Genomic DNA, 24,692 nt, shown 5'->3' with positions numbered 1-24,692 from the left:
AGGCCGCCATGACTCCCGACTCCACGACCTTCCGCTGGACCGCCGACCCCACGGTCGGCGAACGGCTGCTCCTGGGCGCCATGCGCCAGTGGGCGGCGCTGAAGGCCGCGGGCGAGCCCCGGCCCCGGCTGGTCGCCCAGGCCCTGGCCTTTCGAGCGTCGCACCGGTCCGGTGGGCTGTTCGTCGCCTGGATGCAGTCGGTGGAGGCCAGCCTGCGTCGGCCGATCCAGGTGGAGCGCCCGACCTGCGGCGGCGTTTCGACCGACGAGCAGCGGCTGATGGCGTCCTGCGGACTGGCGGGAACCGCGACGGCGGCCGGCGCGGCGCTGCTGGAGCCGCTGCTGATCGACTCCCGGCCGACCATGGCGCTGGCGCGCGCCCTGAACGCGGCCCTGCGGGTCGACGGCTATCCCCTGCCCGTCCGCCTGCGGGAGCCGCAAGGCGCCGGACCGGACGAGCCGGCGCCCCGGTGGGCGACCGTCCACTAGGCGGCTCCAGAGCGCGGCCGGCCGCGCGTGACCTGGACGCGAAAGCTCGTTATGTAGGCAAGCTACATAACTGAACCCCGCCCGGACCAAAGCCATGCCGCCCCGCCCGTCGTCGACCAAGCTCGAGGTCCGCTGACCATGCTCGGGATCATTTGGCTGACGATCAAGCTGGCGGGGATCACCACGATCCTGCTGCTGATCCTGGCCACGCCCCTGGCCTGGTGGCTGGCGCGGGGGCGTTCGCGCTGGAAGACGCCGATCGGGGCGCTGGTGGCCCTGCCAATCGTCCTGCCGCCGACCGCCCTGGGCTTCTACCTGCTGATCGCCCTGGGCCCGCAGAGCCCGCTGATCGCCCTGCTGCATCCGTTCGGGGTGCGCACCCTGGCCTTCACCTTCCAGGGCCTGGTGATCGGCTCGCTGATCTACTCGCTGCCGTTCGCGGTCCAGCCGCTGCGCAACGCCTTCATCGCCGTGGGCGACGAGCCGCTGGAGGCCGCCGCCAGCCTGGGCGCCTCGCCCTGGAGCGCTTTTCGCAAGGTGGCCCTGCCGCTGGCCCTGCCGGGCTACGCCGTCGCCGCGCTTCTGGTCTTCGCCCACACCGTCGGCGAGTTCGGGGTGGTGATGATGCTGGGCGGCGGCATTCCCGGCCAGACCGAGGTGCTGTCGATCGAGATCTATCGGCTGGTCGAGGCCCTGGAGTGGGACAAGGCCCACCAGTTGGCCGGCGCCCTGCTGGTCTTCGCCTTCCTGGTGATGCTCAGCCTGCTGCTGATGGAACGTCGCATCGACGCCCGCGCCTCGCGCTCCTGATCACGACCAGAGGTCGCGATAACCCGATGACCTCGCTGGTCATTTCATGGTCAAGCTAAGGTCGCGTCAGAACGGGACGTCGCCCTGGATCGTCACCCGCTCGACGATGCGCTCCTGCGGCCAGTAGTCGAGGATGGCGTAGTGCTGGGTGGCGCGGTTGTCCCAGAAGACGATGGCGTTGGGCGTCCAGCGGAAGCGGACTTGGTATTCGGGCGTCTTCACCCGGTCCAGCAGGTCGGCCAACAGCCTGGCGGCCTCGTCCTCGGGCAGGCCCAGGATCCGGGTCGTGAAGACCTTGTTGACGAACAGGTGCTTCTCGCCGGTCTCGGGATGGGTGCGGACCACCGGGTGGGCCTGGACCGGATGGGCCGCGCGAAGCTCCTGGCGCTTGGCCTCGTCGACTCGGTAGCCGTAGCTCTGCAGGATGTCGTGCTCGGCCTTCAGGGGGGCCAGCTGTTCCTTCAGCTTGTCGGGCAGGTCGCGATAGATGGCGGCGGTGTCGGCGAACAGGGTGTCGCCGCCCAGAGGCGGCATGTGGCGCATGCGCAGCACCCCGCCCATCGACGGCGCGGGTCGGAAGGTGACGTCGGTGTGCCACTTGTTGGCGGCGCGGACCATCGGCACGATCTCCTCGCGCAGCTTCATGCCGTCGGCGGCCTCGATGTGCAGGATTTCGGGAAATCCCGGCACGTGGGCCGTGACAGGATGCCCCTCCAAGTCCCCGAAATAACGGCCGAAACGGACATGATCCTCATGGCTGATGTCCTGGTCGCGGAAGAACACCACCTTGTGACGCAGCAACGCCGTGCGGATCGCCGCCACGATCTCCGGCGACAGGGGCCGGGTCAGGTCCAGACCCGAGATCTCGGCGCCGAGGACCGTTCCGGCCGGGGTCACCGTCAGGCCGGCATAGTCAGGCGTTTCCGAAGCGGTGATGGGGGTAAAGGCGTTCATGGCGTCCTCCCGGAGCGCCGCCCATCTCCGCGAGCAGGCGCTGTCTATCCACACCTTAGACTCGGGATATCAGCGCTCAATGGAGTTTTTCTCGCTTCAGGCTCAAGGCGGGCCAAGGCCTGGCGCGACCCGGCAAGACGCGCTCCAGATTGACCGGGTGCGGCGCAGCCTATAGTGCAGCTCTCGCGACAGGTTCCTCGAAAGAGGATGAAAAGGGAACTCGGGTGCGAAACCCGGGCTGCCCCCGCAACTGTAAGCGGCGAGCCCGCGTGTCACTAAGCCACTGGCCTTTCTCTTCGGAGAGCGGCTGGGAAGGCGACACGCACCGGCCTTGACCCGCGAGCCAGGAGACCTGCCCGTCGCGGTCGTCCTTCGTCCGGCCGGGGTGCGCCGTACGATGGGGTTCTTTCCCCCGAGGCGACATCGTCAGGCCGGTCCGAATCCTCGGGCCAGCCTTCGTTGCTGCGCACGGAGGATTTGAAAATGCGCTCGATTTCCGTCCTGGCCCTGGTGGCCGCCCTTCCCGTTCTCGCCCTGCCCGGCCAAGGGCTGGCCGCCGAGCTCCTCGACGACGCCAACGCGGTCGATCAGGTGGTCGTCACCGCCGGCCGCGCCGCCGACAAGCTGTCCGAAACCCCGGTCAGCATGACGGTGATCACCGCCGAAACCCTGCGCCAGCGTCAGGCCGTCGTGGTCTCCGATCTGCTGTCGCGCACCCCCGGCGTCTCCGTCACCCGCAACGGCGGCGTGGGCGGCGCGACCCAGGTGCGCATCCGCGGCGCCGAGACCGACCAGACCGCCGTGTTGATCGACGGCGTCAAGCTGAACGACCCGTCGTCGACCGGCGGCGGCTACAATTTCGCCACCCTGCTGGCCGGCGACGTCGACCGCATCGAGGTGCTGCGCGGCCCGCAATCGACCCTGTGGGGCAGCCAGGCCATCGGCGGCGTGGTCAGCATGCTCACCAAGACCCCGGACGGTCCGCTGTCGGGCGACGCCTTGGTCGAGGGCGGCTCGCGCGCCACGGCCTATGCCCGCGTCGGCGTCGGGGCCGGCGGCGCGTGGGGCGGATGGCGGCTTTCGGCCGGGTCTTACACCACCGCCGGCGTCTCCACCTTCGACGAGGCCCTGGGCGGCAAGGAGAAGGACGGCTACCACAACAACGCGGTCAGCGGCCGCCTGGACGTGAACGTCACCGACGGGGCCAGCCTCGACGCGCGCGTCTCCTACGCCGCCGGACGCGGCGAGTTCGACGGCTTCCCCGCCCCGGCCTTCGCCTTCGCCGACACCGCCGAGTACGGCACGACCAAGGAACTGGTCGGCTATCTGGGCGCGCGGCTGTCCAATTTCGACGGCGCCCTGCAAAGCCGCGTCGGCTACGGCTACACCCAGACCGATCGCGACAACTACGATCCCGCCCTGAGCGCGCCCAAGACCTTCGACTCGCGCGGGACCGACAACAGCCTGGAATACCAAGGCGCCTGGACAATCAACCCGGTCTGGCGCGCGGTGTTCGGGGCCGAGACCGAGCGCACCTGGTTCCGGTCCGCCTCGCCGTCGTTCAGCCCAGACGTCGATCGCCACGCCGCCGGCATGGACAGCGTCTACGGCCAGCTTCAGGCCAAGCCGGCCGCGGGTCTGACCCTGACCGGCGGCGTCCGCCACGACGACCACGACACCTTCGGCGGGGCCACCACCGTCCAGGCCGGCGCGGCCTGGTCCCCCAACGGCGGGGCCACGATCTTCCGCGCCAACTACGGCGAGGGCTTCAAGGCGCCGTCGCTGTACCAGCTGTACAGCGACTACGGGAACACCGACCTGAAGCCGGAAGAGGCCAAGAGCTGGGACATCGGCGTCGAGCACGGCGTCATGGAGGATCGCCTGCGCGGGTCGATCACCTATTTCAGCCGCGACACCAGGAACCAGATCGACTTCCTGTCCAACAACACCCCGCCCAACTTCGGCGGCTACGCCAACACGGCCAAGAGCCAGGCCCACGGCGTGGAGGTGGAGGGCAGCTTCGAGGTCAATGCGCTGCTGACCCTGTCGGGCAACTACACCAACATGGACGCGGTCAATAAGTCGCCCGACGCCAACCACGGCAAGGACCTGGCGCGCCGGGCCGGCGAGACCGCCGCGGCCGACGCGCAGCTGAGTCTGGCCAACGGCCTGACCGGCGGACTGACGATGCAGTATGTCGGTCACAGCTTCGACAACCCCGCCAACACCCGGCGGCTGAAGAGCTATGTGCTGACCGACGCGCGGATCGCCTATCCGATCAACGACACGTTCGAGCTGTACGGTCGGGTCGAGAACCTGTTCGACCAGCGGTACGAGACCCTCTACCGCTATGGGACCCCGGGTCGCGGCGCCTTCGCCGGCGTACGGGCCAGGTTCTAGACCTGCCCCTAAGGTGAAGCTTTCGCCCGCGCCGATTTTCACCGGCGCGGGCGGAGCTTGGCTGTTCTACTTCGCGTAGCGCGCCGCCACCGGCGCGTAGCGATCCCACACCTGGCCGTCGCTGACCGAGCGCAGCAGCTTGACGTATTCGGCGTGCGACCAGGCCAGGGGCGTGGCCGAATCCGTGCCCTCGCCGCGCGGATAGCCGCGCGGGTTCGCCCCGACGCCGTCCCAGACCTGCTCGGAGATCAGCAGGCCCTCATTGGCGAACAGCTCCATGGCCTTGACGTAGCGGTCGCGGATCTCCTGGATCGCGGCGGCGTCGGGCTTGCCGTGCTGGCTGGCCGCCGCCAGCGCGTAGTGGCCGCGCTCGCCGGTGAAGATCGGCCAGACCCGGCCGCGCTGGCCCGGGCTCATCTGGCCGCCCACGCCGTAGTTGGCGCCGGTCTTGGCGTCCTCGCCATAGCCGTCGACGTCATAGCGCCGCCAGCCCGGAAACTCGCCCGTCACGCCCGGGAAGGTGAAGTCGTAGCGCACGCGGTAGAGGTCGGCCCGGCTGGTGTCGTCCAGCTCGGGCAGGCTGCCGACGATGGCCGGATCGTCGGCCCGCCGCACGCCGTAGCGGACCAGCTCCAGGAAGCCGCCGTCGACCACCTGGTCCTTGGGCGGGGCGATCTGGCCGTTGGCGGCGCCGATCGGGGCGTGGTCGTTGGGGTCTTCGTTCTGGTTCAGGCGCACATAATAGGTCCCGTCGCCGAACGGCCCCTTGGTGGTGACCATCCGCGCCTCGACCTTGGCCGAATAGGCGTCGGCCGTGGCGCGATAGCGGGCCGCGCCGGCCGTGTCGCCGGCCAGTTCGGCGATGTCGCCCGCCACCACCAGGCCGGTGATGGTCGCCGCGGTGGTCGAGGGCGAATAGCCGCCCTGCTCTTCCCAGCGCTCCTGCTGGGTGAACGGCGGCTTGATGGTCTCGTGGTTCCAGCCGACCCCGACCTTGCCGCCGTCGACCAGGAAGTCGGCCGCCGGCTTGATCATCTTGCCGTAATAGGCCTTCAGGTCCGCCTCGGGCAGCCAGCCCAGCTTCCACAGCTTCCAGCCCAGCATGATCGGCATGGCGGTCTGGTCCAGCTGGACGCCGACCCATTCGGTGGTGCCGTCCACCCAGGTCTTCTGCAGGAACCAGCCGCCGACGCCGGTGTTGCCCGCCATGCCGGCCTTGACCTGCACCTGGGGCAGGTAGTGGAACGCCGCCAGCGGCGTCTGCTTGTCGCCCAGGGCGGCCAGGGCCATGGCGCACTGGTAGAAGTCGCGCGGCCAGACGGCCTTGTAGCCGGTCGAGGGCTTGGAGGCGTCGACGGTGTCGCCCCACGGATTGGACAGCGAGGCGATCAGGGCGCCGGCATAGGTGCGGTCCTCCTGGACCTTCAGCATCAGGGCGCTGGCCTGGACCAGCTTGCCGCCGTCCTCCGAGACCTCGCGCAGGCGCGGCAGCTCGGTCAGCGAGGCCAGATAGTCCTCCCAGCCGACGCGGTCGCCCTCGCCGTTGTAGCGGGCCAGCACCTCGTCATAACCGGTCTTCAGTGTGGCGGACGCGGCCTGGTCGGCGGCCTGGGCGTCGCCGCCGAAGCCGATGGCGAAGTCGTAGGTCGCCTCGCCCGAGGCCTGCTCCGGCAGCTGGGCGGTCAGCACGATCGCGCCCGTGGCCGAGGCGCCGCCGGTCAGGGCCGCCGGCTTCACGGCCGCGAGGGCGTCGGCGCCGAGCGGCGCGGCGACGGCCTTCACGAACGGCTTGCCGCCCTTCAGGCTCAGGAACGCCTTGCCCTCCGAAGCGGTCAGGGCGGCGGCGGTCGCCGCGCCCGTGTCGCCGCCGCCGGTGTTGGCCATGTGCGGCTCCAGCACCAGGAACGGCGTCACCGGCCCCTTCAGCGCGCGGACCGTGACCCGCACGACCAGGGCGTTGCGGTCCGGGTCGGTGAAGATCCGCTTCTCGATCTCGAACCGGCCCTGCTTGTCGGTGGTCGTCACCTTGTAGGCCGGCGACAGCGGCCGGCCGGCGGCGTCGACGTGCAGGTATTCGGTCTTGGAGGTGGTGTCGGCGCCCTCGACGGCCAGGCCGGTCGAGGTCTTCACCGCCACCCGAAGCTGCTTGATCTGGGCCTCGTGGATCAGGCCGTACATGGTCTCGGTCAGGGTCCCGTCGGCGATCGAGAACCACACCTTCGACACCGCGCCGGTCGGGCCGCCGTCCTTGTAGGCGCCGTCGACATAGGCCTCGTAGGACGCGCCGACTCCGGTCTTGGCGGCATAGGCCCAGGTGGTCGGGGTCTCGGCGCAGGCGGCGCTTCCCAGAGCGGTCGCGGCCGTCGAGGCCAAGGCGAGTATCTTCAGGCAACGCATGGAACTACCTCGTGAAATGGCGACGTCGACAAGGACGCGGATCAAGCTTTTGAGAGTGCTTCGGGAGACGGAGCCGCGGCGGCCAGCGCCCTGGGCTCGCCCACGTCGCGGACCAGGAACACGCAGGCGGCCGCGGCCAGCATCGAACCGCCGCCCAGGATCAAGGCCCAGATCGCCTGACCGTCGAAGAACGTCTTGAGCAGCACGCCCAGGATGGTCGCGGCCAGCAGCTGCGGGATGACGATGAAGAAATTGAAGATGCCCATATAGACGCCCATCTTCGGGCCCGGCACCGCGCCCGACAGGATCGAGTACGGGGCCGACAGGATCGACGACCAGGCAAAGCCCACGCCGATCATCGGGATCCACAGCAGCACCGGGTCGCGGATCAGGGGGAACGCCGCCAGGCCCAGACCGCCCAGGCCCAGACACAGAGCGTGGCTGGCCTTGCGGCCGACGGCGCGGGCGATCAGCGGGATCACCAGGGCCGCCAACGCCGCCACGCCGTTATAGAGGGCGAACAGCACCCCCACCCAGTCGGCGCCGTCGTTATAGGCCCGCGAGGCGGTGTCCGTGGCATGGTAGTGGAAGGCGGTGACGGCCGGGGTGGTGTAGATCCACAGGGCGAACAGGCCGAACCACGAGAAGAACTGCACCACCGCCAGCTGTTTCATGGTGTCGGGCATGCGGAACAGATCCTCGACCACCTCGGAGAAGCCATTGGCGGTCTTCCCGCCCCGCCGCAGCAGGCCGGCGGCGATCTGGGCCAGGCCGAACGCCCCGAGCATGGCGGCCAGGACATAGACCTCCTTCTCCAGCCGCGTGGCGAAGATCGCGACGGCCAGAACGACGCCCGCCAGGGTCCAGACGACACCGCCGACCATGTAGGCCCGCACGGCGCGGGTGGGCGTGTCGGCCGCCATGGACGGCGCCTCGCCCTTCCGCGCCCGCTCGGCGGCCTCGAAAGCGGCCATCTGGTCGGGGCTGTATTCACGGGTGGTGAACACCGTCCACAGCACCGCCAACAGCACGCCCGCCGCGCCGACGTAGAAAGCGATGTGCACGGACAGCGGCACGCCGCCGCCCTCCACCGCGTTGCTGATGCCGAACCAGCGGGTCAGCATCCACGGCAGGGCCGAGGCCAGGACCGCGCCCGTGCCGATGAAGAAGCTCTGCATGGCGTAGCCCGAGGCGCGTTGCTCATCGGGCAGGTTGTCGCCGACGAAGGCGCGGAACGGCTCCATGGTGATGTTGATCGAGGCGTCCATCACCCACAGGGCGGCCGCTGCGATCCACAGCACGGGGGCGTTGGGCATGACCAGCAGGGCGGCGCTGGTCAGGATCGCGCCCCAGAAGAAGTACGGACGCCGCCGGCCCAGACGCCCCCAGGTCTTGTCGCTGAGATAGCCGATGATCGGCTGCACCAGCAGGCCGGTGGCCGGCGCGGCGATCCACAGGATGGCCAGCTGGTTGACCTCGACGCCGAGGCTCTGGAAGATTCGCGAGGTGTTGGCGTTCTGCAGGCCGAAGCCGATCTGGATCCCGAAGAACCCGAAGCACATGTTCCAGATCTGGAAGAAATTCAGCCGGGCCTTGGTCGCCATCCGCTCCCCCTGTGACGCCCCGTTGACCAAGGCGCTTGCGCAAATTTTTTCAGCGCTTTGTGTTGGGGCATTTGTGCACGCGGCGATCACGCTGGCAACGGGATTTTCCAATATTCCCGCGCATTATCAGGACGAAATGGCGAGGATTTCCCAACCACGCCCTTGCCTCGATGCGAGTTACGGCGGGCGCGTCATCGCTGAAACGTCAGGAAATTGCATAAATTTTCAAGACCGAACGCACAACCGCCGCGGCGCCGCGTCGACGGCGCTTGAAAACCATGGCCACGGCGCCTTAACAAAGGTCTGAAAAGATTTGCGGCAAAATTTGCAGCAACGACGACGGACGGGGCGGACAGGACAGTGACCAAGGGCGCGACGCGGCTTGAAGACCTAGCCAAGCTGGCCGGGGTGTCGATCTCCACGGCCTCGCGGGCGCTGAACGACAGTCCGGCGGTCAACACGCGCACCAAGCAGCTGATCTGGAAGCTGGCGCGCGAGATGGACTATCCGTTCCGCCGCTACATGCCCGCCGGCCCGATCGGCGCCGAGGGCACGATCGCCATCGTCGTGCCTCGGCCCCAGGGCCGCGAGGGCCGGCTGTCGGACCCGTTCTTCCTCGAGCTCCTGGCCGGGGTCGGCGAGGCGGCGCGTGAACGGGGATGCGACCTGGTGATCAGCCACGTGGCCCCGACCAGCTTCGAGGACCTGTCGGTGGCCATGACCACCAGCCGCGCGGACGGGGTGATCTTCCTGGGCCAGAGCTGGCTGCACACCGCCTTCAACCGCCTGGCCGAGACGGAGGGCCGCTTCGTGGTCTGGGGGGCGCAGCTGCCCGACCAGGCCTATTGCTCGGTGGGCTCGGACAATCCGCTGGGCGCCAAGCGCGCGACGCTGCATCTGGCCCGCCTGGGCCGCAAGCGCATCGTCTTCCTGGGCGACACCGAGGCCCCCGAGGCCATGCAGCGCCACCGCGGCTATCTGGACGCCGTCGAGCAGTTCGGCCTGGGCGTCGATCCGGAACTGATCGTGCCGGCCCATTTCGAGGTCGAGTCGGCCGAGGCCAGCGTCGACTCGCTGATCCAGCGCGGGGTGAAGTTCGACGGCGTGGTCGCCGCCTCCGACCTGATCGCCCTGGGGGCCATCCGCGCCCTGCAGCACGCGGGCCTGTCGACACCGCGCGACGTCTCGGTGATCGGCTATGACGACGTGCCGTTCGCCCGCTATTCGCGCCCGGCGCTCAGCACCATCTCGCAGGACACCGCCAAGGCCGGGCGGCTGATGGTGTCCAAGCTGCTGGACGCCAGCGGCCAGGGCGCCAGCCGCTCGGAACGCGTGCCGACCGACCTGATCATCCGCGAGTCCTGCGGGGGCTAGCGAGCTCCCTGCCCTTTACGGGACGAACACCTCGCGGGTGTCCATGCGCACGTTGCGGACGGCGCGGCAGGCGTCCTCGGCCGCCCGATCGCGCTCCGGCTTGAAGCTCAGCAGCAGCGAACGTCGCCGCGCGCCGGAGCGGTTGCGGGTCGCGCCATGCAGAAGGTCGGCGTCGAACACCAGGATGTCCCCCGCCTCGCCCGCCAGGGTCAGGGACAGGGCCTCGTCCGGCTCGCCGCCCCCATCGCCGCCCAAGTCGCCGGGATCGAGATGGCGCGGCACCACGCGGGTGGCGCCGTTGTCCGGCCCGTAGGGGTCCAGGAAGACCAGGGCGCCGACGGCGTGCAGCCCCGCGCCGTCGCGATGCAGGCGCTGATGGCCGCCGTCCGGCAGCGGCTCGCGGCCTTCGACCTGGGAGAGGAAGAACGGACCGCCCAGCATCCGCCCCGCCGCCGCCAGCAGGGAGGGCTGTCGGCAGGTCCGCTGCACCGTGGGGTCCAGATCGACCAGGGCGTGACGCCAGCCGGGGCCTCGCGGCGCGACGGCCAGTTGGTCATGGGTCCCCACGCCGATGTCGAACGCGGCGCGCAGGGCGTCACGCCAGGCCTCGGGCACGGCGCCCCGCAGCAGCAGATAGCCGTCGCGGTCCAGGGCGGCGGCTTGCTCGGCCTCCAGCGGATCGACCTTGGTGGGCGTCAGGAGATCGCTCATGGCTTGAGCTTAGCAACCCTGGGTCCCTTTTGAAGTGGGGATGGACCGCTGTCCAAGGATCGACGCTCCGTTGGCGCGGCCCGGACCGGACGCCCCAGACCCGACGATAGCACGCGGCGAAGGTCCGGTTTCCGGTCTGGTGTCGATGCCCGCAACCGACCCTGAGCGGACCCCGGGGAGGTCAGCCTTCGCGCCCTAGTCGTGAGGCCGCTTAGGGAAGCCACCAAGGAGCAGATGGAGGGGGATCGATGATCCTCGCCGCGTGACGTGCTCGGAGGCCGACGACTAGCACGGCCGATACTAGGACCATTGCTAGCAATGCCGGGAAACGAACGGCCGAGGATTTGCTCTCTGGTGACCATGTCGAGACGAATACGAAAGCCGCTACGAGAAAGCCGAGGCAAGACACAAGAATAATCGCTCGGATACCAGAACGGCGGATTTCACCTCGGTAAAGCTCGAAGCCGGCGAGGCCTAAAAGCAAGGTTGGTACGGATAGCCACAGCTGGTGGAACAGAAGATAGCCAATTGCGAGTATGGCCACAGCGAGACCCATCAGCGTCCCGCCAATCCACCTCAATGCCAACTCAGCCTGTTCGGCGTCGGAGAGCTTCCCAGCTAAAGCTGGCCACAACCTCATAGCGCGCAACACTCCCGACTCGACCCGAAAACGCTACCTTAGCGAACGTCCGCTTCCCACCCATAGGCGACGCCTAAGAGGTCCGCTACTAAGCAGCTCGGGTTGCCGCCAACGGTTTGCGCGCTGCGCGTCGGACCCGCTTTGATCTCGCTAGGTGAGTGAACTGGAATGGATTGGCAGCCAAAACTGAGCGGCAGGCTCCTCAACTTGCGTCCGGTGGTGGCAAGCGACTGGGAAGGCCTGTTTTCAGTGGGCTCCGATCCGCAGGTGTGGGCGGGCCATCCGGATCGCGACCGGTACTTGCTCGACAAGTTTCGGGCCTATTTCGAAGATGGCCTGAGCTCCGGCGGCGCCTTGGTCGCGGTCGAGGCGGCGTCGGGAAGGATCATGGGCTGGTCGCGCTATTCCCCCCAATTCGTCGAGCCGAACGAAGTCGAGATCGGCTGGACCTTCCTGGGGCGGGAATGGTGGGGCGGGGTGTTCAACGCGGAGATGAAGCAGCTGATGCTCCAACACGCATTCGGCGTCGTGGACCGGGTGCTGTTTCGCATCGCGGAATCAAACCTGAGGTCTCGCCGCGCCGCGGAAAAAATCGGCGCGACGCTGCTGGCGGAACGCCCCGCTCCCGTGGAGCCCGGATCCGAGAAACATCTCTTCTATGGGATTGAGCGGCGCGGCTTCACGCCGGCCTGAGATGAGACGCGCACGCTCCCTGTCCGAAGAAAAGTTAGCGTGTTGCGTTCACCGGTTGAGCCCACCACCCTTCTCGGACCTTCGAAGAGGCGGCTTGGAGTGATCGGCCGCGTCCGCCGCCTGGCCGCGGGCTTGAAGAAACTTATCCCCATCGCTCCCGGCGTGTTTCTCCAACGAATTCAACGCCTAAAATCCACTTATCCTCCCGCTCTCCCGCCGCCGCATAATCAGCTCATCTCAAGGCGATGGGGAGGGCGCTAAGGCCTGCGACCTTCGCGGCCTTGGGGTGCGGTCGAGCGGGCGCGCTCGTCGGCGGCGGTCGGCGTCTCTTCGGGGGCGGCGGTCGCCAACTTCATCCATCTGGGGCCGGCCGGGCATGGAACACTAAAACGGCGTTGGATTGAGGGCTGGCGGCGCGACAGGCCTGCGGTGACGCAGGCGTTCCGGGACCGGGCGACGCGAGCCCGGCCCGCCCGTCGGGGGCCAAGACCGGCGAGGCCTGAACAGGGCCGATCGCCGGACGCTCCCGGATAACGATCGCGCGGAGCGTCGGTCCTGGTCGAAAAACGGTATTTCTTCAAACAGCTTCCGGGCTCGGCCCGGCGCTCCGCGTCCCTCCCCGAACTTCAGCGGCTTTCCGCGTGAGGCGGCCAAGTCGTGTCCAGAGGCTGGGGACAGGCCCATGGGCCTGTCCCCGTCCGCGCTTCAGGCCTTCCGCGCCACCAGCCCGGCCATCGGCGGCAGAGCGCCCTCGCCGGCCAGGTTGACGCTGTCGACGATCCGCCAGCCGGCCGGCAGGTCCCAGGCGGTCGTTTCGAAACCCAGGTTGAAGGCGCACAGCACCTGATCCGCGCCCTCGCCGCGCAGGAAGACCAGCAGCGGCTCGGGGGCGTCGACCAGGGTCATGCCGCCCGTCCGCAGGCCCGGCAGCTGGCGGCGCAGGGCGACGACGCGGCGGGTCACGTTCAGGGTCGAATCGCCGTCGCGCTCCTGGCGGTCGACGGCCAGGTCGATGTGCGAAGGGTCGATCGGCAGCCAGGGCTCGACCTTGGAGAAGCCGGTGTGGGCGGCCACGGCCACCCAGGGCATCGGCGTGCGGGCGCCGTCGCGGCCCAGGGTCTCGGGCCAGTTGGCGATCGCCTCGGGATCGCGCAGCCGGTCGTAGGGCACCTCGGCCTGGGGCAGGCCCAGTTCCTCGCCCTGGTAGATGAAGACATTGCCGCGCAAGGACACCAGCAGCAGCAGCGACATTTCGGCGAAGGCCTTGGGATCGCGTCCCCGGGCCCAGCGCGACACCGCCCTCGGCGCGTCATGGTTCGAGAACGTCCAGGACGGCCAGCCCTGCCCTTCCCCGCCCGGCCACATGGCCGCGCCCTGCCGGATCAGGTCCGCAGCCAGGGTGTCGGCATAGAGGTAGAGGAAGCCGTAGGCGCTGTGCAGGCGGTCGGGGCCCTGGGTGTACAGCTTCATCTCGCTGTCGGCCCGCTCGCCCCCGACCTCGGCGACCATGAACCGGCCGCCGTACGACTCGCCCAGCTGGCGCAGCCGCGTCAGGAAGGCCGGGATGTCGTCGTGCGACTGGTTGTACAGGTGGTGCTGGAAGTCGAACGGCCGGGTGCGCTTGCCCTCGCCGTTCAGGATCGGCGGATTGTCGGTCAGGGCCTTGTCGTGCATCGCGAAATTGATCGCGTCGAAGCGGAAGCCGTCGACCCCGCGGTCCAGCCAGAATCGCGCCGTGGCGACCAGGGCGTCCTGCACCTGCGGGCTGTGGACGTTGAGGTCGGGCTGGGCCGACAGGAAGTTGTGCAGATAGTACTGACGACGGCGCGCGTCCCAGGTCCAGGACGGACCGCCGAACACCGACTGCCAGTTGCTGGGCGGCGAGCCGTCCGGCTTGGCGTCGGCCCAGACGTACCAGTCGGCCTTGGGGTTGGTGCGGTCCTGGCGGCTGGCCTTGAACCAGGGGTGCTCGTCGGAGGTGTGCGAGAACACCTGGTCGATGATCACCTTCAGGCCCAGGGCGTGGGCCTTCTCGATCAGCCGGTCGAAGTCGGCCAGGGTCCCGAAGATGGGATCCACGTCCTCGTAGTTCGAAACGTCGTAGCCGAAGTCCTTCATCGGCGAGGTGAAGAACGGCGACAGCCAGATGGCGTCCACGCCCAGCGAGGCGACGTGCTCCAGGTGCGCGGTGACGCCCGGCAGGTCGCCCACGCCGTCGCCGTTGGTGTCGGCGAAGCTGCGCGGATAGACTTGGTAGATCACCGCGCCGCGCCACCAGTCGCGGTCGTGGGCCAGATCGGTAGACGGCTTTGAAAGGGTCTCGACCGTCACTGGCCAACCTCCGAAACGCAAATCATGTAATCGAGCGGGCCGATCTCGACCCGATAGCTGCCCGGCGCCGTGACGGCGGCCGCGCAGGAACCGTGGGCCGAACGCCAGGTCCGCGAGGTCGCGTCGACCTCGACCTGGACGGTGATCGGCGTCAGCCCGGTATTGAACGCCACCAGGGTCTCGCCGGCCGGCGTCATCCGCGACACCGCGAACAGGCCCGGCTTGTCGCCGGCGGCCCGCACGACCTGGCGGCCGCCGCGCAGGGCCGGCTCGGCGGCGCGCAGCCGCGCCATGGCCGAGATCGTCTTGTAGAGCGCCCCGTCGGTCTTGAAGTGATCGCCCGCCGCCGAAGCGCCGTCGACCAGCCGGGCGGAGGCGTATTCGTCGACCCGGGTCGCGAACATGTCCTGGCGGGCGTCCTTGTCGCCGCCCGTCCCGACCAGCCCCTGCTCGTCGCCATAATAGAGGACCGGCGCGCCGCGGGTGAACATCAGGAAGGCGTGGGCCAGGACCACCCGCCGGGCGATCTCCGCGTCCGAGGCCTCGGGATGGGCGGCGCGCACGAAGTGGCCGATCCGGCCCATGTCGTGATTGCCCAGGAAGGTCGGCAGCTGCAGCGCCGCCTGGGCGCCGCCCTCGTAGAGCGCGTCCTGCGCGAACAGGTGCGCCAGGACGTCGGTCCCGGTCTTGCCGTTGACGACGTCGGCCACCGCGCCCTGGAAGGCGAAGTCGAGCACGGCGGGATAGCCGTCCACCCGCGTGAACCTGGCCAGCATTCCCGGCTCGGTTTCAGCGACCTCGCCGAAGATGTGGAAGTTCGGGATGCCTCGCGCCCTGGCCCGAGCCAGCATGGCCGGCACGAAGGCCTGCCAGAATTCCGGGTTCACGTGGCGGGCGGTGTCGATCCGGTAGCCGTCGATCCCGAAATCGTCGATCCACTGGCCGTAGATGTCGATGAAGCCCTGCACGACGCGCGGGTTCTCGGTGGCCAGGTCGTCCAGGCCCGAGAAGTCGCCATAGGTCGAGCTCTCGCCCACGAACCGGCTGTTGCCGCGGTTGTGGTACCAGATCGGGTCGTTCAGCCAGGCCGGCGCCTTGACCGTCGCCTCGCCCTTCGGGACGTAGGGCTGGTAGGCGAAATCGGGCCGGGTCAGCCGCGCGAAGTTCTCGGCCGTCCGCCGCCCATCGCCCAAGAAGGCGTCGCCCAGGAAGCCGTCGTTGATCGCGGGGCCTCGCGGCCCGCCCTTCCGCACGAACGGATAGTCGGCCTTGGACCGGTAGTCGCAACCGGTGGCCGGGCAGTCGCGGTACTGGATCACGTCGGCGGTGTGGTTGGCGACGATGTCCAGATAGACCTTGAGGCCGCGCGCATGGGCGGCGTCGACGAAGGTCTTCAGCTCGGCCCGCGTGCCGAGGTGAGGATCCACGTCCGTGAAGTCGGTGATCCAGTAGCCATGATAGCCGGCGGACTCCTGGCCGGGCGGCCCCTGCACCACCTTGTTCCTGAAGATCGGCCCCAGCCAGATCGTCGTCGCGCCAAGGCCCTGGATATAGTCGAGCCTGGCGGTCAGGCCGGCGATGTCGCCGCCGTGATAGAAGCCCTTGTCGGCGGGATCGAAGCCCGTCTTCAGCCGATCGCCGACCAGATCTCCAGCGGGGCCGCCGCGATCATTGGTCGCGTCGCCGTTGGCGAAGCGGTCGGGCAAGACGAAATAGATCACCTCGTCCTGCGGCGCGCGATCCAGATAGGCCTGGCGAACGGGCGTCGCGGCCTGCGCGAAACTGACGGTCGTGATCGCGGCGGCGGCGAACGCGAAGAGCGCCGATCGACTCACCCATGCCCCCGGGATTCCCACGCCTCTAGCCCCCTTCCCTCTTCACGCGGATCGGTCGGTAAAGCGCCGATCCATTGTTTGCAATCTTTTGCAGAAACCACGCAACCCTGTCAATCGACCTCTCATCACTCCAAAAGCGAGAATTTCTCCCGTATTTCGGCAAATGCGGCGCGACGACCTCGACCAAAAAGCCACACATGACATTTTGTCCATTTTTCCAGTTGCAATCGAATGTGTTTATTTGCAGTAATTTTCACAACGAAGCTTGGATCATCGCGGCGGAACCGCGAGAACCGATTGGGAGGGAGCATCAGATGACGACCAATTCCATGCCGCGCCGAACGCGGCTGATGAGCGGAGCCGCCACCGGCCTCGCGCTGCTTTTGACGGCCACCGGCGCCGCGCACGCTCAACAAGCATCCACGCCGAGCACCGACACCGTCGAGGAGATCACCGTCACCGGGATCCGCGCCGGCATCGAAAACGCCATCGCGCTGAAAAAGTCCTCCAGCTCGATCGTCGAGGCCGTGTCGGCCGAAGACATCGGCAAGCTGCCCGACATCTCGATCGCCGAATCCCTGGCCCGCCTGCCCGGCCTGACCGCCCAACGCCTGGACGGACGCGCCCAGTCGATCTCGATCCGCGGCCTGGGCCCCGACTACAACACCGTGCTGCTGAACGGCCGCGAGCAGGTCTCGACCGGCGACAACCGCGGCGTGGAGTTCGACCAGTATCCGTCGGAAATCCTCAGCGGCGTGCTGGTCTACAAGACCCCTGACGCGGCCCTGATCGGCCAAGGCCTGGCCGGCACCGCCGACCTGCAGACCATCCGCCCGCTGAAGTACGGCAAGCGCGTCCTGTCGGCCAACGCCCGCTACGAGTTCAACAGCGAAGACAAGCTGAACCCGGACGCCAAGGACAGCGGCCACCGCCTCAGCGCCACCTTCGTCGACCAGTTCCTGAACGACACGCTGGGCGTCGCCGTCGCGGTCTCGGACATCTCGACCCCGACCCAGAGCCGCCGCTTCAACGCCTGGGGCTATCCGACCACCGCCTCCGGCGATCTGGTTATCGGCGGCGCCAAGCCGTACGTGCAATCCAACAATCTCAAGCGCACCGGCGTGATCGGCGTGCTGGAATACGCTCCGACCGACAAGTTCCGCACCTCGCTCGACCTCTACTATTCGGAGTTCCGCGAGAAGCAGATCCTGCGCGGCATCGAGCTGCCGCTGTTCTGGAGCTCCGCCATGCTCCAGCCCGGCTACACCGCCGAGGGCGGCCTGATCACCCAAGGGACCTACACCGGCGTGAAGGGGGTCATGCGCAACGACCTCAACACCCGCGACACCACCCTGAAGTCGGTCGGCTGGAACACCGCCTACGACACCGACAACGGCTGGACGCTGATGGCGGACCTCAGCCACTCGGAAGCCAAGCGCACCGACGTGATCTTCGAGTCCTATTCGGGCACGGGTCCCGCCGGCGTCGGCGCCACCGACACCATGACCTTCAACACCACGCCGGGCGCGGGCACCACCTTCGGCTCGACGCTGGACTACACCGACTCGACCCTGTTCGTGCTGACCGACCCCCAAGGCTGGGGCGGCGGGGCGGCCGGCGGGGCCTTGACCCAGGCGGGCTTCTACAACACCCCCTCGATCAACGACGAGCTCAACGCCATCCGCCTGAGCGCCAAGCGCGACCTGACCTGGGGCCCGATCAACAAGGTCGAGTTCGGCTACAACGCCAGCCGCCGCGAGAAGTCCAAGGAAGTGCACGAAAGCTTCCTGACCTTCGGCGGCCGCATCGCCGACGGCGCGCCGCTCAGCCGTCCGATCCCCAAGGAAGCGCTGCTGGGCACGGTCAGCCTGGAGCTGATCGGCATCAAGGCCATGCTGGCCTATGATCCGACCTATCTGCTCGACCACGGCTACTACACGCTGATCGCCGACCAGAACCCGGCCGTCCAGACCCGCAACTGGGCGGTGAAGGAAGACGTCCAGGTCGCCTACGCCAAGTTCAACATCGACAGCACGGTCGGTTCGATCCCGGTCACCGGCAACACCGGCCTGCAGGTGGTCTATACCGACCAGTTCTCGACCGGCACGAAGGTCAATCCGGCCGACACCGCCCACCCGACCAGCAACGATGGCGGCGACAAGTACACCTATGTGCTGCCCAGCCTGAACCTGACGTTCGACCTGAGCAACGAGACCTTCCTGCGGTTCGGCGCGGCCCGCACCCTGGCCCGAGCCCGCATGGACGAGATGCGCGCCAGCCAGTCGTTCAACATGAACAACGGCAACCTCACGTCGACCGACCCGAACAACTCGTTCTTCAGCACCGACGGCGGCAATCCCGAGCTGCGGCCCTACATCGCCGACGGCGTCGACATCGCGCTCGAGAAGTACTTCGGCCGCTCGGCCTACATCTCGGCCGCCGGCTTCTATAAGCACCTGTCGAATTTCGTGAATTCCAGCTCGTCGCACATCGAGGACTTCTCGGCCTTCGTGCCGCTGCTCAGCCCGGCGCAACAAGCGGCTTTGGGCACGACCCAGGGCCTGGCCAAGGGTCCCGAGAACGGCAAGGGCGGCTTCATCCGCGGGATCGAACTGTCGGCCTCGATCCAGGGCGACATCTTCTATGAACCCCTGCGCAACTTCGGCCTGATCGTCAGCGGCTCGTACACCGACAGCGAGGTCAAGCTGGACGAGAACTCGGCTCCGATCTCGATGCCCGGCCTCTCGGAAAAGGTGGTCAACACCACCTTCTATTACGAGAATAACGGCTTCAACGCCCGGATCAGCAACCGCTATCGCAGCAAGTTCCTGGGCGAAGTGGCCGGCCTCAGCGCCGCGCGGATCTACCGGACCGTCGACAGCGAGTCCGTGCTCGACGCCCAGATCGGCTACGAGTTCCGCCAAGGCCCGCTGGATGGTCTGTCGCTGCTGCTGCAGGCCAACAACATCACCGACGAGCCGTTCAAGACCTACGAGAACGGCGATCCTCGCCGGACCATCGACTACCAGAAGTACGGCACCACCTACATGGTCGGCGTTTCGTACCGGTTCTAAGCAGACATCTCCCCTGCGACCTCCCCGCCGGCTCCGTCCGGCGGGGATTTTCTTTTAGGGGTGGGTGCGTCAGGACTCTTCCAAAGAGAAGAGCTCAAAGGGAAGAGGCGCGGGAATGACCGACAACAGGATCGGGTCGGTGGTCGTGGTCGGCGGCGGTACGGCGGGCTGGATGAGCGCGGCGTTGTTGGCCCGGGCCCTGGGCGACACGGTCCGCATCCGCCTGGTGGAGTCCGAGGAGATCGGAGCCGTCGGGGTCGGCGAGGCCACGATCCCGCAGATCCGCCACTTCAACGCCTTCCTGGGCCTGGACGAGAACACCTTCCTGGCGGCCACCCAGGGCACGATCAAGCTGGGCATCGAATTCGTCGACTGGCGCTCGCCCGGCCAAAGCTACCTCCACGCCTTCGGCGACATCGGACGTCCGCTGGGCGCCGTGCCGTTCCACCACTACTGGCTGGCGGGCCGACCGAAGGGCGACGACCATTCGCTCTGGGACTATTCGCTCAATGCGCGGGCCGCCTTCGCCGGGCGCTTCGACCGGACGGTCCGCAAGGCCGGCGGCGCGGCCGAACCGCTGACCCACGCCTTCCAATTCGACGCCGCCCTCTATGCCCGCTTCCTGCGCGCCCACGCCGAGCGCCTGGGCGTGGTCCGCACCGAGGGCAAGATCCTGAGCACGGCGCTGCGCGAGCCCGACGGCTTCGTGCGCTCGGTGACGCTGGAGAGCGGCGAGGTCGTCGAGGGCGACTTCTTCATCGACTGCTCGGGCTTTCGCGGCGTGCTGATCGAGCAGGCTCTGAAGACCGGCTACGAAGACTGGTCCGACCTGCTGCCCTGCGACCGCGCCATCGCCGTCCCCACGGCCAATGTCGAGCCGCCGCGCCCCTACACCCAGGCCATCGCCCGCCCCGCCGGCTGGCAGTGGCGCATTCCGCTGCAGCACCGCACGGGCAACGGCCACGTGTTCTGCAGCCGGTTCATCAGCGAGGACGAAGCCGTCGCCCAACTGACGGCCAATCTCGAAGGCGAAATGCTGGCCGAGCCTCGGACGCTGAAATTCGTCACCGGCCGCCGCAACAAGTTCTGGAACAAGAACGTCCTGGCCCTGGGCCTGGCCAGCGGTTTCATGGAGCCGCTGGAGTCGACCAGCATCCACCTGATCCAGTCGGGCCTGTCACGCCTGCTCAACCTGTTCCCGGACAAGGGTTTCGCCCAGCGCGACATCGACGAGTACAACCGCCAGGCCGGACTGGAGTACGAGCGCATCCGCGACTTCCTGGTGCTGCACTACTGGGCCAACCAGCGCCAGGAGCCGTTCTGGAAAGCCTGTCGCGAGACGGCGGTCCCCGCGGATCTGATCCGCAAGGTCGAGCTCTTCCGCGCCCATGGCCGGCTGTTCAAGGAGCCCGACGACCTTTTCCTCGAGGCCAGCTGGCTGCAGGTGCTGGTGGGCCAAGGCATAATGCCGGACGGCTGTCACCCGATGACCGGCCAGCTCACCGACGACCAACTGCTGGGCTTCCTGGCCGACCTGCGCAAGATCACCGCCGACGGCGCGGCCGCCCTGCCCGCCCATGGTGACTTCATCCGTCAGCAGTGCGCGGCCCGCTAGCTTGTCATCGGGCGTCCGGCCATGCTCACTCGGAGCCATGGTCGAGACCCTGTCGCACAAGCAAGCCCGCCGCATCGCCCTGGCCGCCCAGGGGTTCGCCGACGGCCGCCCCGCCCAGCCGACCCGCCGCCACCTGACCGCCGTCATCGAGCGGCTGGCCCTGTTGCAGATCGACAGCGTCAACGTCGTTTCGCGTTCACACTACCTGCCGCTGTTCTCGCGTCTGGGCGCCTATCCACGCGCCCTGCTGGAAGACCTGGCCTGGGGCAAGAAGCCGACGCTGTTCGAGTATTGGGGTCACGAGGCCTCGCTGATGCCGTTGGACCTGCAGCCTCTGCTGCGCTGGCGGATGGAGGACGCCCGCAACGGGGTCGGGGTCTGGAAGGGCGTCGCCGGGTTCCTGGCCGGACACCGGCCGTTCATCGACAAGGCCCTGGCGGCGATCCACGAGCGCGGCCCCCTGTCGGCCGGCGAACTGGGCCTGGGCGAGCGCGGTCAAAGCGGCTGGTGGGGCTGGAGCGAGGCCAAGCGCGCGACCGAATGCCTGTTCTGGGCCGGGGAGCTGACCACCGCCACCCGGCGCGGGACGTTCGAGCGCGTCTACGATCTTCCTGAAAACGTGCTGCCCAAGGCGATCTGGTCGGCGCCGACGCCCTCTCGCGAGGAGGCGCACCGGGTCCTGCTGCGGCGCGCGGCCCGCGCCCTCGGCGTCGCCACCGAGCGCGACCTGCGCGACTATTTCCGCATGGGGGTCGCCGACGCCCGGCGCGGCGTCGCGCAACTGGTCCAGAGCGGTGATCTCGTCCCGGTCGAGGTGGAGGGCTGGAGCCAGCCGGCCTATCTGGCGCCCGACGCCCGCAGGCCGCGCAAGATCACCGCCAACGCCCTGCTCTCCCCGTTCGACAATCTGATCTGGTTCCGCGACCGGGCCGAGCAATTGTTCGATGTCCGCATACGGTTGGAAATCTACACCCCCGCCCACAAGCGCACCCACGGCTATTACGTGCTGCCCTTTCTGCAAGGCGAGGCGATCACCGCGCGCGTCGATCTCAAGGCGGACCGCAAGGCGGGCCTGCTGCGGGTCCTCTCGGCCCATCGCGAGCCGACGGCCGACGCCGCCACGCCTTCGGCGCTGGCCGCCGAGCTTCGGCTCATGGCCGCGTGGCTGGGCCTCGCCGGCGTCGCGGTCGCGGCCAGCGGCGACTTGAGCTCCGCCCTGGCGGCGGAAATCGGCGGACATTGACTTTGGCCCGCCAAAGCCTATTTATCGCCACCTTCGGAGCAGGCTTGGCGAATCCGCGCCGCCCGTTCGCCCAAACACGGGCGGCTCCGGACTTCAGACCAGCGTGATATGACAGAATTTTCCGAACTCGGGCTTTCGCCCACGACCCTCCAAGCGGTCGCCGACACCGGCTATACGACAGCCACCCCCATCCAGGCCGCCGCCATTCCCGTGGCCCTGGCCGGCCAGGACGTGCTGGGCATCGCCCAGACCGGCACCGGCAAGACCGCCGCCTTCACCCTGCCCCTGATCGACAAGCTGATGAACGGCCGCGCCAAGGCGCGCATGCCGCGCGCCCTGGTCATCGCCCCGACCCGCGAGTTGGCCGACCAGGTCGCCTCCAGCTTCGAGAAGTACGCCAAGGGCACCAAGCTGTCCTGGGCGCTGCTGATCGGCGGCGTGTCGTTCGGCGACCAGGAGAAGAAGCTGGATCGCGGCGTCGACGTGCTGATCGCCACCCCGGGCCGCCTGCTCGACCACTTCGAGCGCGGCAAGCTGCTGATGACCGGCGTGCAGTTCCTGGTCGTCGACGAAGCCGACCGCATGCTGGATATGGGCTTCATTCCGGACATCGAGCGCATCTTCAAGATGACGCCGCCCAAGAAGCAGACGCTGTTCTTCTCGGCGACCATGCCGCCGGAAATCACCCGCCTGACCAAACAGTTCCTCAAGGATCCGGTGCGGATCGAGGCGGCGCGTCCGGCCACCACCAACGAGAACATCACCCAGCTGATGATCAAGGTGCCGTCGTCCGATCCGAAGGCCAAGCGTCTGGCGCTGCGGGCCCTGATCGAGAAGGCCCAGATCGAGACCGGCATCGTGTTCTGCAATCGCAAGACCGAAGTCGATGTCGTCGCCAAGTCGCTGAAGAGCCATGGCTTCGACGCCGCCGCCATCCACGGCGACCTGGACCAGAGCCAGCGCATGAAGACCCTGGCGGCCTTCCGCGACGGTTCGCTGAAGATCCTGGTGGCCTCCGACGTCGCCGCGCGCGGCCTGGACATCCCGGCCGTCAGCCACGTGTTCAACTACGACGTCCCGCACCACGCCGACGACTACGTTCACCGCATCGGCCGCACCGGCCGGGCCGGGCGTTCGGGCATCACCTACATGCTGGTGACCCCGGGCGACGACAAGGGCTTCGACAAGGTCGTCAAGCTGATCGGCTCGACCCCGACCGAAGAGAAGCTGGACCTCGACTATTCCAACGCCGTGACCGTGCGCCGCGAAGGCGACAGCAAGCGCGGCGGCGGGCGTGACCGCGACCGCTCCCCCCGTGGCGGCGAACGCGGCCGTGACCGCGACCGCAACCGCGCGCCGACCGAGCCTTCGGCCGTCGCCGCCGCCAATCTCGAAGCCGCCATCGCCGGCGAGCCGATCCCCTCGATCCCTGGGGCGGCTCCGGGCGAAGCGCCTTCCAAGCGCCCTGCCCGCGTCCGCAAGCCGCGCGGCGAGCAGGCCGTGACCGCGACGGTCGAAGCCGAAGCGCCGGTCGTCGCCGAAGCGCCCCCCGCCGCCGAGCGCGGTCGTCGCGACCGTGGCGGCTCGTCGCGTGATCGTGGGCGCCAGCCGCGCGTCGAGCAGGACGCCGTCGCCGAGCAACCGGCCGTCGAAGCCGCCCCGATCGCCGAGCGCGCCCCGCGTCCGGAACGCGCCGAAGGCGACCGCCCGGCCCGCCGCGAGCGTGGCCGCGATCGCGATCGTCGTCCCGAGCGCGGCGAACAGCCCCGCGTCGAGGCCGAGCGCGCCCCCGCGTCTCGCGCCGAGCCTGCCCGCGCTGAACAAGAACGTCCCGTCCGGGGCGCGCCGCTGCCCGTGCGCGGCGTCCAGCCGGTCCGCGGCCGCGAGGACGACGACGACCGCCGCGTCGTGGGCTTCGGCAACGAAACCCCGGCCTTCCTGATGCGCGCCCCGCCGCGCCTGGCCCCGGCCAGCGACAGCGAAGACTAGGCGTCAAGCCACCGCTCAAGATTGCGCCCGCCCTTCCGGATCGGAGGAGCGGGCGTTTTCGTGCCTGGCTGGCGGATCAATCGCAGGGCCCCGACGGGGACGTGCTCTCACACCGCTGCGTCGACCGGGTTGCAAAGGGCTTGCCGTGAGTGCGCGTCCCCGTCGGCGGGCGTCTACGCCCGGCGGATAGCGGACGAAGTTAAGCGATTTCAACGTCCTGAACTTTCTCGACCCGATTTGGTCCTCACCCCTTTCGGCCACCCGCATAATGCTCCCACCTGAAGGCATGGGGAGGGCGCACGTACGGCGACCGCTGCGGCTTTCGGGGGTGGTCGAGCGGGAAGCGCTCGTCGGTGGTCTTCAGTGACGCTTCGGGCGTCCACGGCAGGTTCCCTGCAACACGGGACGAAGCCCTGGCGGCGAAGGATCGGCGAGAGCGGCAGGCCTGGGCTGAAATCGCCCAGGCGGTCCGGAGAGCGCCAACTCTCCGCCCGTCGGGGGCCTCCATCGGAGCGGGTTAAAAATCCGCGATCC

General features: G+C 68.4%; 14 protein-coding genes, 2 pseudogenes and 1 riboswitch. Of the genes and pseudogenes, 10 read left to right on the top strand and 6 right to left on the bottom strand.

The features are described 5' to 3' along the window. The first annotated feature begins 8 nt into the window (after positions 1-8). Together ASD21_RS04095 and modB are read left to right on the top strand one after the other, a co-directional pair. Entirely contained in the window at positions 9-488 is a 480-nt protein-coding gene (locus ASD21_RS04095) for a hypothetical protein (protein WP_056437287.1), read from the top strand. A gap of 138 nt (positions 489-626) precedes the next feature. Continuing rightward, positions 627-1,298 (top strand): molybdate ABC transporter permease subunit, encoded by a 672-nt coding sequence (gene modB, locus ASD21_RS04090; protein ID WP_056437161.1) that lies wholly within the window; start codon positions 627-629, stop codon positions 1,296-1,298. Positions 1,299-1,364: 66 nt separating this feature from the next. On the opposite strand, the gene ASD21_RS04085 is transcribed toward modB, so the two are convergent. Further along, positions 1,365-2,252, bottom strand: a complete 888-nt coding sequence (locus ASD21_RS04085; RefSeq protein WP_056437158.1) for a TauD/TfdA dioxygenase family protein — start codon at positions 2,250-2,252, stop codon at positions 1,365-1,367. Positions 2,253-2,425: 173 nt separating this feature from the next. Continuing rightward, positions 2,426-2,626, top strand: a riboswitch (cobalamin riboswitch). A gap of 109 nt (positions 2,627-2,735) precedes the next feature. On the opposite strand from ASD21_RS04085, the gene ASD21_RS04080 reads away from it, so the two are divergent. Beyond that, a complete protein-coding gene (locus ASD21_RS04080) occupies positions 2,736-4,652 on the top strand; it encodes a TonB-dependent receptor plug domain-containing protein (RefSeq protein WP_056437155.1) in 1,917 nt (638 codons plus the stop codon). A gap of 66 nt (positions 4,653-4,718) precedes the next feature. On the opposite strand, the gene ASD21_RS04075 is transcribed toward ASD21_RS04080, so the two are convergent. Together ASD21_RS04075 and ASD21_RS04070 are read right to left on the bottom strand one after the other, a co-directional pair. Further along, the gene (locus ASD21_RS04075; RefSeq protein ID WP_056437153.1) at positions 4,719-7,049 is read right to left on the bottom strand and encodes a glucan 1,4-alpha-glucosidase; all 2,331 of its coding nucleotides are present in this window, start codon (positions 7,047-7,049) and stop codon (positions 4,719-4,721) included. Between the two features lie 41 nt (positions 7,050-7,090). Further along, positions 7,091-8,653, bottom strand: a complete 1,563-nt coding sequence (locus ASD21_RS04070) for an MFS transporter (RefSeq protein WP_056437152.1) — start codon at positions 8,651-8,653, stop codon at positions 7,091-7,093. Here ASD21_RS04070 and ASD21_RS23800 point away from each other — a divergent pair. Together ASD21_RS23800 and ASD21_RS04065 are read left to right on the top strand one after the other, a co-directional pair. Then, a complete protein-coding gene (locus ASD21_RS23800) occupies positions 8,610-8,960 on the top strand; it encodes a hypothetical protein (protein ID WP_156398286.1) in 351 nt (116 codons plus the stop codon). The two genes, ASD21_RS04070 and ASD21_RS23800, sit on opposite strands and share 44 nt — an antisense overlap. A gap of 4 nt (positions 8,961-8,964) precedes the next feature. Further along, positions 8,965-10,027, top strand: a pseudogene (locus tag ASD21_RS04065) (LacI family DNA-binding transcriptional regulator). Between the two features lie 15 nt (positions 10,028-10,042). On the opposite strand, the gene ASD21_RS04060 reads toward ASD21_RS04065, so the two are convergent. Continuing rightward, the gene (locus ASD21_RS04060) at positions 10,043-10,738 is read right to left on the bottom strand and encodes a phytanoyl-CoA dioxygenase family protein (protein ID WP_056437147.1); all 696 of its coding nucleotides are present in this window, start codon (positions 10,736-10,738) and stop codon (positions 10,043-10,045) included. A gap of 808 nt (positions 10,739-11,546) precedes the next feature. Between ASD21_RS04060 and ASD21_RS04055 the strand changes: the two genes are divergently transcribed. Then, positions 11,547-12,071 carry a GNAT family N-acetyltransferase gene (locus ASD21_RS04055; RefSeq protein ID WP_056437145.1) on the top strand — a complete coding sequence of 175 codons (525 nt, stop codon included), beginning with the start codon at positions 11,547-11,549 and terminating at the stop codon, positions 12,069-12,071. Between the two features lie 705 nt (positions 12,072-12,776). Here the strand turns inward: ASD21_RS04055 and ASD21_RS04050 are convergent. After that, on the bottom strand, positions 12,777-14,402 hold the full coding sequence (locus tag ASD21_RS04050) for an alpha-glucosidase (protein ID WP_200941390.1): 1,626 nt from the start codon (positions 14,400-14,402) through the stop codon (positions 12,777-12,779). Further along, a complete protein-coding gene (locus ASD21_RS04045) occupies positions 14,399-16,237 on the bottom strand; it encodes an alpha-amylase family glycosyl hydrolase (RefSeq protein WP_056437144.1) in 1,839 nt (612 codons plus the stop codon). Before ASD21_RS04045 ends, ASD21_RS04050 begins: the two co-directional genes overlap by 4 nt. A gap of 314 nt (positions 16,238-16,551) precedes the next feature. On the opposite strand from ASD21_RS04045, the gene ASD21_RS04040 reads away from it, so the two are divergent. The 4 genes and pseudogenes from ASD21_RS04040 to ASD21_RS24585 form a co-directional block, all read left to right on the top strand. Further along, positions 16,552-19,311 (top strand): TonB-dependent receptor, encoded by a 2,760-nt coding sequence (locus tag ASD21_RS04040; RefSeq protein ID WP_056437143.1) that lies wholly within the window; start codon positions 16,552-16,554, stop codon positions 19,309-19,311. Between the two features lie 115 nt (positions 19,312-19,426). After that, complete coding sequence (locus tag ASD21_RS04035; RefSeq protein ID WP_056437141.1) at positions 19,427-20,926, top strand: tryptophan halogenase family protein; 1,500 nt, start codon at positions 19,427-19,429, stop codon at positions 20,924-20,926. A 37-nt stretch (positions 20,927-20,963) separates the two neighbouring features. Further along, the gene (locus ASD21_RS04030; protein ID WP_056437138.1) at positions 20,964-22,169 is read left to right on the top strand and encodes a winged helix-turn-helix domain-containing protein; all 1,206 of its coding nucleotides are present in this window, start codon (positions 20,964-20,966) and stop codon (positions 22,167-22,169) included. A gap of 108 nt (positions 22,170-22,277) precedes the next feature. Next, positions 22,278-23,535, top strand: a pseudogene (locus ASD21_RS24585) (DEAD/DEAH box helicase); the annotation flags it as partial. Between the last annotated feature and the right edge of the window lie 1,157 nt (positions 23,536-24,692).

The organism is Caulobacter sp. Root1455, assembly GCF_001426905.1.
GTDB lineage: Bacteria > Pseudomonadota > Alphaproteobacteria > Caulobacterales > Caulobacteraceae > Caulobacter.
Note: the sequence above shows the minus strand (reverse complement) of the source record. Positions and strands in the feature narration are given on the sequence as shown.

Bases quoted from the DNA above. Each gene is read 5' to 3' on its own strand.
- ASD21_RS04095 (WP_056437287.1), top strand. From the start codon at position 9: ATGACTCCCGACTCCACGACCTTCCGCTGGACCGCCGACCCCACGGTC.
- modB (WP_056437161.1), top strand. From the start codon at position 627: ATGCTCGGGATCATTTGGCTGACGATCAAGCTGGCGGGGATCACCACG.
- ASD21_RS04085 (WP_056437158.1), bottom strand. From the start codon at position 2,252: ATGAACGCCTTTACCCCCATCACCGCTTCGGAAACGCCTGACTATGCC.
- ASD21_RS04080 (WP_056437155.1), top strand. From the start codon at position 2,736: ATGCGCTCGATTTCCGTCCTGGCCCTGGTGGCCGCCCTTCCCGTTCTC.
- ASD21_RS04075 (WP_056437153.1), bottom strand. From the start codon at position 7,049: ATGCGTTGCCTGAAGATACTCGCCTTGGCCTCGACGGCCGCGACCGCT.
- ASD21_RS23800 (WP_156398286.1), top strand. From the start codon at position 8,610: ATGTTCCAGATCTGGAAGAAATTCAGCCGGGCCTTGGTCGCCATCCGC.
- ASD21_RS04070 (WP_056437152.1), bottom strand. From the start codon at position 8,653: ATGGCGACCAAGGCCCGGCTGAATTTCTTCCAGATCTGGAACATGTGC.
- ASD21_RS04060 (WP_056437147.1), bottom strand. From the start codon at position 10,738: ATGAGCGATCTCCTGACGCCCACCAAGGTCGATCCGCTGGAGGCCGAG.
- ASD21_RS04055 (WP_056437145.1), top strand. From the start codon at position 11,547: ATGGATTGGCAGCCAAAACTGAGCGGCAGGCTCCTCAACTTGCGTCCG.
- ASD21_RS04040 (WP_056437143.1), top strand. From the start codon at position 16,552: ATGACGACCAATTCCATGCCGCGCCGAACGCGGCTGATGAGCGGAGCC.
- ASD21_RS04035 (WP_056437141.1), top strand. From the start codon at position 19,427: ATGACCGACAACAGGATCGGGTCGGTGGTCGTGGTCGGCGGCGGTACG.
- ASD21_RS04030 (WP_056437138.1), top strand. From the start codon at position 20,964: ATGGTCGAGACCCTGTCGCACAAGCAAGCCCGCCGCATCGCCCTGGCC.